The 13,738-nt window shown below is 59.1% G+C and carries 10 protein-coding genes; 5 read left to right on the forward strand and 5 right to left on the reverse strand.

Annotated elements, in window-relative coordinates:
- Positions 1-10: 10 nt before the first annotated feature.
- Positions 11-1,321 carry a trigger factor gene (gene tig / locus G5221_RS02075; RefSeq protein ID WP_421254781.1) on the reverse strand — a complete coding sequence of 437 codons (1,311 nt, stop codon included), beginning with the start codon at positions 1,319-1,321 and terminating at the stop codon, positions 11-13.
- 441 nt (positions 1,322-1,762) lie between these two features.
- Here tig and G5221_RS02080 point away from each other — a divergent pair, with 441 nt between their 5' ends.
- Positions 1,763-2,197, forward strand: a complete 435-nt coding sequence (locus G5221_RS02080; protein WP_005336982.1) for a YccF domain-containing protein — start codon at positions 1,763-1,765, stop codon at positions 2,195-2,197.
- A 92-nt stretch (positions 2,198-2,289) separates the two neighbouring features.
- Positions 2,290-2,880 carry a 5'-deoxynucleotidase gene (yfbR, locus tag G5221_RS02085; protein ID WP_421172170.1) on the forward strand — a complete coding sequence of 197 codons (591 nt, stop codon included), beginning with the start codon at positions 2,290-2,292 and terminating at the stop codon, positions 2,878-2,880.
- An 88-nt stretch (positions 2,881-2,968) separates the two neighbouring features.
- Here the strand turns inward: yfbR and lolE are convergent, their stop codons facing one another.
- The 3 genes from lolE to G5221_RS02100 all read right to left on the reverse strand — a co-directional run bounded on the left by lolE (position 2,969) and on the right by G5221_RS02100 (position 6,232).
- Positions 2,969-4,210, reverse strand: a complete 1,242-nt coding sequence (lolE, locus tag G5221_RS02090; RefSeq protein ID WP_421262718.1) for a lipoprotein-releasing ABC transporter permease subunit LolE — start codon at positions 4,208-4,210, stop codon at positions 2,969-2,971.
- Positions 4,210-4,908: a lipoprotein-releasing ABC transporter ATP-binding protein LolD gene (gene lolD, locus G5221_RS02095; protein WP_005336988.1), complete on the reverse strand. Its 699-nt coding sequence runs from the start codon at positions 4,906-4,908 to the stop codon at positions 4,210-4,212. The genes lolE and lolD overlap by 1 nt, the downstream gene beginning before the upstream one ends.
- An 88-nt stretch (positions 4,909-4,996) precedes the next feature.
- Positions 4,997-6,232, reverse strand: coding sequence for a lipoprotein-releasing ABC transporter permease subunit (locus G5221_RS02100; RefSeq protein ID WP_040068101.1), 1,236 nt, complete (start codon positions 6,230-6,232; stop codon positions 4,997-4,999).
- 76 nt (positions 6,233-6,308) lie between these two features.
- Between G5221_RS02100 and G5221_RS02105 the strand changes: the two genes are divergently transcribed.
- Positions 6,309-6,884, forward strand: a complete 576-nt coding sequence (locus G5221_RS02105; protein ID WP_064336238.1) for a hypothetical protein — start codon at positions 6,309-6,311, stop codon at positions 6,882-6,884.
- Positions 6,885-6,940: 56 nt separating this feature from the next.
- Positions 6,941-10,423 carry a transcription-repair coupling factor gene (gene mfd / locus G5221_RS02110; RefSeq protein ID WP_421254875.1) on the forward strand — a complete coding sequence of 1,161 codons (3,483 nt, stop codon included), beginning with the start codon at positions 6,941-6,943 and terminating at the stop codon, positions 10,421-10,423.
- A 246-nt stretch (positions 10,424-10,669) separates the two neighbouring features.
- Here mfd and fbp read toward each other — a convergent pair whose 3' ends face one another.
- Complete coding sequence (gene fbp / locus G5221_RS02115; protein ID WP_005336993.1) at positions 10,670-11,704, reverse strand: class 1 fructose-bisphosphatase; 1,035 nt, start codon at positions 11,702-11,704, stop codon at positions 10,670-10,672.
- Positions 11,705-12,086: 382 nt separating this feature from the next.
- Here fbp and G5221_RS02120 point away from each other — a divergent pair, with 382 nt between their 5' ends.
- The gene (locus G5221_RS02120; RefSeq protein ID WP_421262719.1) at positions 12,087-13,703 is read left to right on the forward strand and encodes a peptide ABC transporter substrate-binding protein; all 1,617 of its coding nucleotides are present in this window, start codon (positions 12,087-12,089) and stop codon (positions 13,701-13,703) included.
- Positions 13,704-13,738 lie beyond the last annotated feature (35 nt).

The following is a 13,738-nucleotide window of genomic DNA, read 5'->3' on the forward strand; positions in this document are numbered from 1 at the left end:
TCAAATGTTCTTAGGCAGCGGCGCCAGACTTGTTGATCACTTCGTCAAAGGCAACTTCTTTTTCGGTCACTTGCGCTTTGGAGAGGATCAGGTCGATGGCTTGATCTTCTACTGCCAGGTTACGAACGCCGTTCAGCATCTGTTCGTTCTTCTGATAGTACTCGATCACTTCCTTCGGATCTTCGTAGGCAGTCGCCATGGACTCGATGATGCTGTTTACACGGGCATCGTCAGCCTTGATCTCGTTGGTACGGATCACGTCGCCCAGCAGCAGACCTACGCGTACACGACGCTCGGCTTGAGCCTGGAACAGTTCAGCCGGCAGCTCGGGAGCGTTGCCGCCCTGGAAACCACCGAAGCGCTGCAGAGCCTGCTGACGCAGTGCGTCGATCTCTTGAGCAACGGCAGCTTTCGGCAGGTCGATTTGGTTGGCTTCAACCAGACCGTTCAGAACCTGCTCTTTCACGCTGTTTTTCAGGGCTTGAGCCAGTTCGCGCTCCATGTTCTTGCGCACTTCGGCTTTCAGCTCTTCAACAGAACCGCTTTCGATACCGAAACGCTTCACGAACTCTTCGGTCAGCTCAGGCAGGAGCTGCTCTTCAACCTTGATCAGCTTGGAAGCGAACTTGGCTTCTTTGCCTTTCAGGTTTTCAGCGTGGTAATCAGCCGGGAAGGTCACTTCGATGGTGAACTCGTCGCCCGCTTTCTTGCCCAAGATGGCGTCTTCGAAGCCCGGGATCATACGGCCAGCGCCCAGCACCAGGTTGAAACCTTCAGCTTTGCCGCCGTCGAACTCTTCACCGTCGATGGAACCGACGAAGTCCATGGTCACACGCATGCCATTTGCAGCGGCAACATCGGCATCAGCCCAGGTAGCGTGCTGCTTGCGCAGGGTGTCGATCATGTTGGCCAGATCTTCATCCTTCACGGTAGCAACCGGCTTCTCAACCTTGATGGTCTCGAGACCTGCAACTTCGAACTCCGGATACACTTCGAAAGTGGCGGTGAATTCGAAATCCTGACCTTCTTTGATCTCTTTCGGATCCATGGTCGGGGCACCGGCCGGGCTCAGTTTGTTTTCGATGATGGCTTTGATGAAGTTGCTCTGCATCATTTCATCAGCAACGCGGGCGTGAGCCATGGCGCCGAACATCTTCTTGATGATGGCAACCGGAGCCTTGCCAGGACGGAAACCGTCGATGCGACGAGTTTTGGCCAGGCCATTCAATTCTTTACGCACAGCGGCGTCTACGGTAGCAGCCGGTACAGTGATGGTAAGACGGCGTTCCAGACCCTGGGTTGTCTCTACAGAAACTTGCATTCTTCTACCTCGTTCAACTCAGCACTGTGTGCTGACCCTTTATTGCCCCTGGGCAAAGCCCGGAGTCTTCCTGTTTATAAAGACAACGATATGTCTTTGTGATGAGAAAATATGACGCGGCATTATAGCGGCGCACTTTGGTCGAGTCGAGCCACACATCCCCCACATTGAGCGGCGTGCAAGCACAATTCGTGCAAAACTGCCCTTTATATGGGGAGAGAGGCCCTCTAGTTCAACCATCCGGTGAGGATAATTTTGCGTTTGCTCACCTTTTTTCATCCGAACGCCGCTTTATTACCCATTTTTCGCCGAAAAACAGCCCACTGTTGCGGACGACGACTTAATTTGACCAGCCAAATGGCGATTGGGCCAATCAACCATTGCGTCCCTACCCCTCCCTCGTTATGGTGGCAACCAAATTGATGTTCTGGAGTCACTCACATGGCCTTTTTCCGCTTCTTGTTCAATCTGCTCTGGTTTGTACTGGGAGGTGTCTTTATGGGCCTGGCCTGGTGGCTGGCCGGTCTTGTCTGCTTTATCTCGCTGGTCGGCATACCCTGGGGACGTGCCTGCTTCGTGATCGGCACCTTTACCTTCTTCCCGTTTGGCAAGCAGGCGGTCAATCGCAAGACCATGACCGGCCAGAGTGATATAGGCACTGGCACTCTGGGGCTGATTGGCAATATTCTCTGGTTTGTGCTGATCGGTGTCTGGCTGGCCATCGGCCACATCGCTTCCGCGCTGGCCTGCTTCGTGACCATTATCGGTATCCCGTTCGGTATCCAGCACCTCAAGCTGGCGCTGATCAGCCTGGCGCCCATTGGTCAGATGATTGTGACCAATCAGGAGGCTGAATCGGGCCGCTATATCCGCTAACGGCGGGAAATGCGCGGGCAGACGCTGCCCAGCAACGAAAAAAAGGGCAGACTAGGGTCTGCCCTTTTCTATTCTCTTTTGTTGAGGCCATCATGTTACCCAGTCACTTTTTCGCCAATCTCGCCCGCATGAAACTCATCTATCGCTGGCCCCTGATGCGCAACATCCAGCCGGAAAACATTGCCGAGCACAGCCTGCAGGTGGCCATGGTGGCCCATGCCCTCGGCATCATCAAAAACCGGCTGTTTGGCGGCAGCGTGAATGCCGACCGCGCCGCCGTGATGGCCCTCTATCACGACAGCAGTGAGGTGCTGACCGGCGATCTGCCCACCCCGGTCAAATACTTCAATCCCGAGATCGCCCGCGAGTACAAGAAGATAGAACTGGCCGCCGAACAGCGGCTGCTTGGCATGCTGCCGCCGGAACTGGTAGAGGATTTTCGCCCGCTGCTCGATTCGGCAGCCCAAGATGGCGAGCTGGTCAGGCTGGTCAAGGATGCCGATACCCTCTGCGCCTATACCAAGTGCCTCGAAGAGATTAATGCTGGCAACCGGGAGTTCGAACCGGCTCGCAAGCGCCTTGAAGCCATGCTGGCAGCCCGGATGAGCAATGAGATGCGCTACTTTATCGACACCTTTGTGGCCAGCTTCTCCCTGCCGCTCGATGAGCTCAACGCTCACTAAGCCAGTCTACATGACCTGAAAACAGAAGAGCCCGCCGGTTTAACACCGGCGGGCTCTTCGTCTTTATCAGCGGATTAGATGCAACCCATCAGTGACCCAGCTCGCGGGACGGTACCAGACCGCTCGCCCGCCAGGCGGGATAGAGGGTCGCCACCAGACTCATCAGGATGGCGGCACCCGTCACGATGAGCAGATCCTGCATATGCAACTCGGTTGGCAAAAAGTCGATGAAATAGATATCCGGATTGAGGAAGCGATGGCCGATGAGCTTTTCGACAACGCTCAGGATCTGGGTCAGCTTGCTCGAAAGCAGCCCGCCCAGCAGGGCGCCGAGCAGGGCACCGGCCATGCCGTTGACCATCCCCTGAATGACGAAGGTGAGCCGGATCTGGCCGGGGCTCGCCCCCATGGTTTTCAGGATGGCGATTTCGCTGCGCTTCTCGTTCACCGCCATCACCAGGGTGGAGACGATGTTGAAGCAGGCGACGGCCACCACCATCAGCATCACCACATACATGACGGTACGCACCATCTGGATGTCCTGATAGAGATAACCCTGGCTGTTCATCCAGCTGCGGATATAGACGTGATGGGGGAACTGCTGCGCGGCGGAGATCGTAATATTTTGTGCATTAAGCACATCGCTCACCCGCAGGCTGAAACCCTCCACATCGCTGCCCATGCCGGTGATCGCTTGTGCATCGGCCAGATGCATAAAGCCGAGCAGGCCGTCGAGCTGACCGCCGATCTCCAGCAGCCCCACCACGGTCAGGGCTTCGCGCCGAGGATTCTTGATCCCGGCCTGATCGCCCCCTTGCGGCAGCAGCAGGGCGACCGAATCCCCCACCTTGACCCCCAGCTTGTCGGCGATGGTCTTGCCAAAAATCACCCCACGTTCACCCGGTTGCAGCTCACGCAGACCACGGCCCGTCATGTATTTGCCTGCATCCGACAGATTGGCCTCCAGATCGGGCAGCACGGCGCGCAGTTGCACCCCCTTGAGGGCAGAGCCATGCTCCAGCAGGCCATTGAGGCGAATGACCGGCGCGGCCGCCTCAACGCCCGGCTGGGCCAGCAGGTAGTCGCGCAGACGCGGCCAATCCGGCAGCGGCCGCTCGACGGCGTCCAGCTCACCTTGCGGCACGACCGAGAGCACCCGATCTTTAAGCTCCCGCTCGAAACCGTTCATGGCGGAGAGGCCCAGGATCAGCGCCATCACCCCGAGGGCAATACCGATCAGGGAAGAGGCAGAGATAAAGGCGATAAACCCGTTGCGACGGCGGGAGCGGCTGTAACGCAGGCCCAGAAAGAGGGGCAGCGGTTTGAACATCAGGCAACCTCCGCCATCACGCCGCTCACCAGGGTCACCCGGCGATGGAGCTTGGCCGCGAGGCTCAAGTCGTGAGTCACTACCACAAACGCAGTGCCCAGTTCACGATTCAGTTCACACAGCAGTTCGTACACCGCCGTGGCACTGGCGTGATCCAGATTGCCGGTAGGCTCATCCGCCAGCACCAAGCTCGGTTCGTTGACCAGCGCCCGGGCGATCGCCACCCGCTGACGTTCGCCACCAGAAAGCTCGGAGGGACGGTGGTTCAAGCGATGGGAGAGCCCTACCCTACCCAACATTTTGGTCGCCTTTTCGGTGGCAACCGCCACCGACTCACCGGCGATCAGCAGCGGCATGGCCGCATTTTCCAGCGCACTGAACTCGGAGAGCAGGTGGTGGAACTGGTAGACAAAGCCCAGCTCGCGGTTGCGAAAACGGGCTTGGGTACGGCTGTCCCAATGGTGGATATCCTCCCCTTTGAACAGCACGGCGCCGCTGGAGGGGTTGTCCAGCGCCCCCATCAGATGCAGCAGAGTGGTCTTGCCGGAGCCGGAGCTCCCCACCACCGCCAGCATTTCACCGGGCGCGACGCAGAGATCGATCCCCTTGAGCACCTGAGTCTCCAGCTCCCCCTCTTTATAGACATGATTGAGCGCCTGGCAGCGCAGCAGAGGTTCACGGGATACGGCTTCATTCATAACAGGGGCTCCACTTGCCTCGGTAACAACGCTGGCACCCGCAACTACGGGGGCACCAGTCACAACAGAAGATGCATTATTCACGGCATTACTCATAACGCAGCGCCTCGGCCGGTTTCACCCGTGCGGCGCGTGCCGCCGGGTAAAGGGTGGCACTGAAGCTCAGCAGCACGGCGCCCAGCAAAATGGTGATGACCTGAGCCGGCTCGACAATCACCGGCAGGCCACTGCCGCCCGCCGCCATATAGAGGTTGAGCCCCACCGCATTGAGCAGAGGGTTGAGACCCAGGGAGAGCGCCAGGCCCGCCAGTCCGCCAAACAGGGCGCCAATCACCCCGCTGGAGGCGCCAAGCACCATGAAGATTTTGACGATCCCCGATTCACTCATGCCCATGGTGCGCAGGATGGCCACTTCACCCTCCTTGTCCGTCACCACCATCACCAGCGCGGAGAGGATGTTGAAAGTAGCGACGGCGATGATCAGCACCAGCATCAGCCCCATCATCCGTTTTTCCATGGCGACCGCCTGGAACAGCTCGCCCCGCTCGCGGCGCCAATCCTGCCATAGCAAGCCATCCGGCAGCGGCGTCTTGATCACTTCGTCAGCCGCAAAGGGATCATCGAGCCAGAGGCGAATGCCACCGACGGTTTCTGTCGGCAGACGCAGCAAGCGCTGGGCATCTCCCAGTGCGATCAGCGCAATCTGGTTATCCACATCGGCGCCGACCCCGAAGATACCGGAGACGGTAAAGAGGCGCTGGGCCGGTACCCGACCAAAGGGAGTGAAGCGGGTCCCCTCGGTCAGGATCAGGCGAACCTGATCGCCGATGGAGACATTGAGGCGACGTGCCACCCCCTGCCCCAGCACGATGCGGTAGTGGCCGGCCTGCAGGGTATCGAGGCGCCCCCCCAGCATCTGGCTGTGGAGGATGTCATCCTTGGGCCACTTTGCAGGGTCGATCCCCTGCACACTCACCCCGGTCAGCTGGCCGGGGCTTTGCAGCATCCCTTCGCTGTCGAGCATGGGGGCCGAGGCGACCACATGGGGTAATTTGGCCAGATCCGGCAAGCCTTGCGGGTCTGCATCAATACGGCCAGCCTGATTGGTCACCACCACATGGGGGATCACCCCGAGGATGCGCCCTTTGAGCTGCCCTTCGAAACCGTTCATCACCGAAATGACCACCATCAGGGCGGCGACCCCGATGGCGATGCCAAAGGTAGAGAACAGGGAGATAAATGAGACGAAGCGATTGCTGCGCTTCGAGCCTGCATAACGCAGGCCGATGGCCAGCGAAAGGGGCTGAAAAAGTCCGGTCTTCAAGGATATGTACGTTGCCAACAAAATAAGATACCGGATAATAAAGGGAAACCGTCCATGACAACAAGGGATAGCCTCCATGCAGGAACAGTTCTTCAGCGTCACTCATGCCACGCCGGTCAATGTGATCCCCATGCCGGCCGACTTCCACCTCCCCTCGCTGGAGGAGCTGGACGCTGAGCTGCCGGAGCCCTTTCGGATCTCTTCGGCCATTACCTCCATCGATCTGGTGACCACTCGCCTGCTGCGCAACCAGAACGAGTCGATGCACGATCTGATCGAGATCGTCAATCAGCAGTCCCGCAAGATCGACATGATCATGGGCTATGTGCTCTCCCTGCAGGACCATCCGGAGCAGCGCTTTCACACCCTGCGCTTCGGGGCTGGCCAACTCACCTACCTGCACCCCTATCATGGTCACGGGGATGCGCCGCACCTGCACCAGATCGTGCGCCTCAAGATTTTCCTGCGGGAAGAGGCGGCCGCCATCTACTGCTATGGCCAGGTCAAACAGCTTGACGGCGGTGAACATGGCACCCATGTGCAGCTCGACTATGTGCGGATCCGCGAAGATGACCGTGAACTGCTGGTTCGTGCCAGCCTCCACGTGCAATCGAAGCAGCTCAAGCTGCGCGCCCAAGAACGTCAGCGCTAACCAGAGCGAACGTCAGCGATAGATAACGTCAACGTTAAAAGAATCGAACCATGCCAATGACACTCCCCGCCTTGCCCGCCAAAGCGGGCCAAAAGATCACGCTCGGCCAGCTGGTCGGCAGCAGCCTCTCGCTGATTGCAGCTCGTCTCACCAATGAAGCCAAAGGGCCGGTACTGCTTATCACCGCCGATACCCCGAGCGCCCTGCGCCTGGAGCAGGAGCTACAGTATTTGCTGACAGGCAAGCTGCTGGCAGACAAGCAGCTAGCCGATCAGTCCGCCCCCGTATTGCTGTTCCCCGATTGGGAGACCCTGCCCTACGACACCTTCTCCCCCCATCAGGACATCATCTCCCAGCGGCTCGAGACTCTCTACAAGCTGCCGCAGATGAGCAAGGGGGTACTCATTGTCCCCATCTCCACCCTGATGTTGCGCTGCGCCCCCCGGGTCTATCTCGACAAATACAGCCTGATGGTTAAGGCCGGCCAGCGCCTCAATCTGCAACAGTTGCGCGGCCGCCTGGCCGAGGCGGGTTACGTGGCGGTGGATCAGGTGCTGGAGCACGGCGAGTTTGCCGCCCGCGGCTCCCTGCTCGATCTCTTCCCCATGGGCAGCAGCAGCCCCTATCGCATCGACTTCTTCGACGATGAAGTGGACTCCATCCGCCCATTCGATCCCGAGACTCAGCGCTCCAGCGAACCGGTCAAGACGGTCAGCCTGCTGCCCGCCCGGGAATACCCTACCGACGAGGCGGCCATCGAACTGTTTCGCGGCCAGTTCCGCGAGCAGTTCGAGCTGTCGCGGGCCGAGGGTTCCGTCTATCAGGAGGTGAGCAAGGGACGCTGGCCCGCCGGCATCGAGTATTATCTGCCGCTCTTCTTCAACCAGACCGCCAGCCTGTTTGACTATCTGCCGGAAGAGACCCTGCTGCTCACCGTGGGGGATATCTACCCCGCCGCCCAGCGCTTCTGGAACGACATCGGCCAGCGCTATGAAGACAGACGCTGGGACAACACCCGCCCACTGCTGCCACCGGCCCAGCTCTATCTGCCGGTGGAGCAGCTCTTTGCCTCCCTCGGCCAATATGGCGCGGTGCGGCTGCAAGAGGCCGCCACCGCCGGTGATGCCGGTCAGCACGATCTGCCCATCTCCGCGCTGCCCGATCTGCAACTCGATCACAGCAAGGAGCAACCTCTGCTGGCGCTTAACCAGTTCCTGCAAGGCTTTGCCGGGCGCACCCTGTTTGCGGTGGAATCCGAAGGGCGACGGGAGGTGCTCGGCGATCTGCTGGCGCGTATCTCGCTGCAACCTAAAGAGTTCCCCTCCCTCGACGCCTTTATGGCAAGCCAGGATCGCCACGGCCTCTTGGTTGCACCGCTTGAGCGTGGCTTCCTGTGGCAGGAGGTCGGTCAGGATCCACTGGCGCTGATCACCGAGACCGAACTGCTGGGCGGCAAAGTGCGCAGCAAGCGGGCGCGGGAGAAGAGCAAAAACTTAAGCTCCGATGCGGTGATCAGAAACCTGGGCGAGCTGACCCAGGGTCAGCCGGTGGTCCATCTGGATCATGGGGTCGGCCGCTATCTGGGGCTCGAAACCATCGACGCCGGTGGTCTGCCCACCGAGTTTTTGACCCTCGAATATGCCGGCGGCGACAAGCTGTTCGTGCCGGTCACCAGTTTGCACCTTATCAGCCGCTACACCGGCTCTGATAACCCGCCCAGCCACAAGCTGGGTGGCGAGGCCTGGAGCAAGGCGCGGCGCAAGGCGGCGGAGAAGGTGCGCGACGTGGCAGCCGAGTTGCTGGATGTCTACGCTCATCGCGCCGCTCGCGCCGGCTTTGCCTTCAAGCACGACAAAGAGGCCTATCGCCAATTTGCTGCAAGCTTCCCGTTCGAGGAGACCGACGATCAGCTCAACGCCATCAATGCGGTGCTGGGGGACATGTGTCAGGCCAAGAGCATGGACCGACTGGTGTGCGGCGACGTGGGTTTCGGCAAGACCGAAGTGGCGATGCGGGCGGCATTTGTGGCGGTGCACGGCGGCAAGCAGGTTGCCGTGCTGGTGCCCACCACCCTGCTGGCGCAACAGCACTACGACAACTTCCGCGACCGCTTTGCCAACTGGCCGGTGCGGGTCGAGGTGCTAAGCCGCTTCCGCTCCGCCAAGGAGCAGAGCGCAGTGATGAAGGAATTGGCCGAGGGCAAGGTGGATATCATCATCGGCACCCACAAGCTGCTCGGATCCGAACTCACCTTCAAGGATCTGGGGCTGCTCATCGTCGATGAGGAGCACAGATTCGGGGTGCGCCAGAAGGAGAAGATCAAGGCTCTGAGGGCCGATGTGGATATCCTCACCCTCACCGCCACCCCTATTCCACGCACCCTCAATATGGCGATGTCCGGCATGCGGGATCTCTCCATCATCGCCACCCCACCCGCCAAGCGGCTCGCCATCAAGACCTTCGTGCGTCAGCACGAACCGGCGGTGGTGCGCGAAGCGGTACTGCGGGAACTCAAGCGTGGTGGTCAAGTCTACTATCTGCACAACGATGTCGAGAGCATCGAGAAGTGCGCCGCCGATCTGGCGGAGCTGGTACCCGAGGCCCGCATCGGCATCGCCCACGGCCAGATGCGCGAGCGCGACCTTGAGCGGATCATGTCCGACTTCTACCATCAGCGCTTCAACCTGCTGGTTTGTACCACCATCATCGAGACCGGTATCGACGTGCCGAGCGCCAACACCATCATCATGGATCGGGCGGATCATCTCGGTCTGGCCCAACTGCACCAGCTGCGGGGCCGGGTTGGCCGCTCCCATCATCAGGCCTATGCCTACCTGCTCACCCCCCACCCCAAGCTGATGACCAAGGATGCGGCCAAGCGGCTGGAGGCGATCGCCTCGCTCGAAGATCTCGGCGCCGGTTTTGCGCTGGCGACCCACGATCTGGAGATCCGTGGCGCGGGCGAACTACTCGGCGACGATCAGAGCGGCCAGATCGAATCGGTCGGCTTCACCCTCTACATGGAAATGCTGGAGCAGGCGGTCGAGGCACTGAAAAATGGCAAGGAGCCGTCGCTGGAGCAACTGATGAGCCAGCACACCGAGGTGGAACTGCGCCTGCCTGCGCTGCTGCCGGATGACTACATCCCGGACGTCAATATGCGTCTCTCCATGTACAAGCGGATTGCCAGTGCGGCGGACGAGCAGGAGCTGCGCGAGCTGAAAGTGGAGCTGATCGACCGCTTTGGCCTCTTGCCGGAAGCAACCAAAACCCTGCTGGAGCTGGCCGCCTTCCGTCAGCGTGCCACCGCCCTTGGCATTCGCCGGGTGGAGATGAGCGAGCGTGGCGGCTATCTCGACTTCACCCAGGAGACCAAGGTCAATCCGGCCTATCTGGTCAAGCTGCTCTCCAGCCAGCCAAGGGTCTACAAGATGGACGGGCCGACTCGGCTGCGTTTCCAGGTGCCGACCCAGGATCGCGCCATGCGCCTGAAACTGGTGGATGGTTTGCTGGCTGATCTGGCCAACAACAGCCTGTGAATCTCTGCAACGCTGGCGGCGAGCCAGAGAGATAACGCCAACTAAAACGGGAGCCATATCGGCTCCCGTTTTGTTTATGTTGGCTGGTGACTAGCGTCTCCCTTCTCCCCTTGTGGGAGAAGGGTCGGGGATGAGGGGGGCAGTGAAAACCATTCCTCTCACCCTGCCCTATCCTGAACGGAGAGGGAATCACACCGGTAAATGTTGGGCTTCGCTGCGCTCAGCACCAACCTACACCTCTGACGATCAGCCCTGGTTGGCTGGATCCTCATGGGCGGAGAACTCGCGCATAAAGGCCTCGGCGCGCTCCACCATCTTGGTCGAGCCAACAAAGTAAGGGGTACGCTGGTGCAGCGCGGTGGGTTGGATATCCATGATGCGGCCAAAGCCGTCGGAGGCCTTGCCACCGGCCTGCTCCACCAAAAACGCCATCGGGTTGCACTCATAGAGCAGGCGCAGCTTGCCGTTCGGCGAGTTGGTGCCGGACGGATAGATGTAGATGCCGCCCTTGAGCAGGTTGCGATGGAAATCAGAGACCAGGGAGCCGATATAGCGGGAGGTGTAGGGTCTGTGGGTCGCCTCATCGCGCTCCTGGCAATATTTGAGGTACTTCTTCACCCCGTCCGGGAATTTGATGTAGTTGCCCTCGTTGATGGAGTAGATTTTGCCCTCTTCCGGAATGCGGATGTTCTCGTGGGAGAGGCAGAAGCAGCCGATGGAAGGATCGTAGGTAAAGCCGTTAACGCCAAAGCCGGTGGTGTAGACCAGCATGGTGGAGGAGCCGTAAACCACATAACCGGCGGCGACCTGACGGTTGCCCGGTTGCAGGAAGTCCTCCAGCGTCACCGGCGACCCCTGCGGGCTCAAACGGCGGTAGATGGAGAAGATGGTTCCGACCGAGACGTTGACGTCGATATTGGAGGAACCATCGAGCGGGTCGATCAGCACCACATACTTGGAGTTTTTGGAGAGCGGTGAGTCAAAGGCGACGAAGTCCTCTTCCTCTTCCGAGGCCATGCCGCACACCTCGCCGCGCGCTTCGAGCGCCGCCTTGAAGCGTTCGTTGGCATAAACATCCAGCTTCTGCTGCACCTCGCCCTGTACGTTTTCAGCGCCCATGGAACCGATGATATCCGCCAGTCCCGCCTTGTTGATCTCCCGGTTCACCACCTTGGCAGCAAGGCGGATCGAGCTGAGCAACGAAGTCAGCTCGCCGGTCGCGGTAGGATAATCCGCCTGCTTTTTGACGATGAACTCACCCATGGTGATCATGTTTCGCATTTTTGTTCCTTTAGATCGCATCCGTTGGCATTGAAAACGTTTGCAGGCATCGGCAAAAAAAATGCCGATCACCGGCGGCCTTGATTTGTAACCTAATGTAACGTCTGTTTTTTGTTTTTGCAGCGAATTAAGCGGCCTATTAAATAGGCTATTTTGCTTCACGTTATGGTAAAAGGCGCGTTTTATTCGGTTTCAATCGATAACTTTCAGCCCCTTAATTCGTGGCAATAACCTGCTGCAAGCCATGAGCTGACTGGCCTTGGGCCATTAAAAATGGAGTCTGATGGGCCTGCCGTTCCCTCAGCCATTGCCTCTTGAGATCCGATCGCCAATCCAGCACACTGATTTCGCTTTGGAAGCAAATAAAACTCAAGGATTATCAATGAACAAGACTCTCATTGCCGGCATGGTAGCCGGACTGTTTGCCCTTCCCGCCTTGGCTGCCCAGGTGCCTGCCGGTACCAAGCTGCTGCCGGATGCCCAACAAATCTACGTGACCAATATCGGCACCGAACCCACCACCATCGACCCCCAGCTGGTAGAAGAGACCGCCGGTAGTGCCATCGTCAACGATCTGTTTGAAGGGCTCTATGAGCTGGATAATACCGGCAAGATCAAACCAGCAGGCGCCGTCAGCTACGAGGTCGACAAGACAGGTACCGTCTACACCTTCAAGCTGAGACCCGAGGCAAAGTGGTCAAACGGTGAACCGGTCACCGCCGCCGATTATGTCTACGGCTGGCAACGGGCGGCCGATCCCAAGACGGCCTCCAACTACGCCTGGTTTATCGAGTTGACCGGAGTGGTCAATGCAAGCGAGGTGACACAGGGCAAGAAGAGCCCGTCAGAGCTCGGGATCAAGGCGCTCGATGACCACACCCTGCAGGTCACCCTGATAAATCCGGTCCCCTTCTTCCTGAAGACGCTGGCCCACTACACCACGTTCCCGGCCCCCAAGGCCACCATTGAAAAATTCGGCAAGGATTGGGTCAAACCTGGCAATATCGTCTCCAACGGTGCCTTTGTACTCAAGGAGTGGACCCCCAACGAGCGGCTGAGCGCCGAGCGCAATACCCACTACTGGAACAACCAGCACACCGTCCTGAACAAGGTGATCTATCTGGAGATCGTCTCGGAAACCGCCGCCTACAACCGCTATCGCACCGGTGAACTGCACTACACCACTTATCCGCTGGAGCAGTACAAACAGCTCAAGAGCAAGAGCCCGGAAGAACTGGTCAGCGTCCCCACGCTGGCCAGCTATTACTATGTCTTCAATACCCAGCGCAAACCGTTCGATGACCCGAAAGTACGCAAGGCGCTCTCGCTCGCCATCGACCGGGAGACCATCACCGACAAGATCCTGGGACAGGGACAAATTGCCGCATATAGCTTCACGCCCCCCATTGTGGACGGTTTTGAATTGAAAAAACCGGCCAGCCAGCTGCAGAGCAAAGAGGAGCGGATCAAGCAAGCCAAAGCCCTCTTGGCCGAAGCGGGTTATGGTCCGGACAAGCCACTCACAGTGGACATTCTCTACAACACCAACGAGAGCCACAAAAAGATTGCGCTGGCCGTCTCCTCCATGTGGAAACACAACCTAGGGGTCACTGCCACCCTCAACAACATGGAGTGGAAGACCATGGTCTCGGCGCTGAACGAGGGGGATTTCGGGGTTAGCCGCTATGGCTGGAACGGGGATTATAACGACGCCTCCACCTTTCTCGACATCATGACCTCCAGCAGCAGCGCCAACAGCGGCAAGTGGTTCAACAAGGAGTACGACGCCCTGCTGGCCAAGGCCCACGACTCGCTGGATCCCGCTGAACGCAATGCCCTGTATCAGCAGGCAGAGGCTCTCATTGATGCGGATGCCCCCATCGCCCCCATCTATTTCTCGGTCAAATCAAGGTTGCTCAAACCTTTCGTGAAAGGCTATCCCCACCTTAACCCGCAGGATGTGGTCTACAGCAAGGAGCTCTATCTGGTTGCCCAGTAACCGGCTCGGCAAGATGTGACCATAAAAAAGCGCCT

The organism is Aeromonas sp. 602200, from assembly GCF_049173895.1.
Taxonomy (GTDB): domain Bacteria; phylum Pseudomonadota; class Gammaproteobacteria; order Enterobacterales; family Aeromonadaceae; genus Aeromonas; species Aeromonas veronii_A.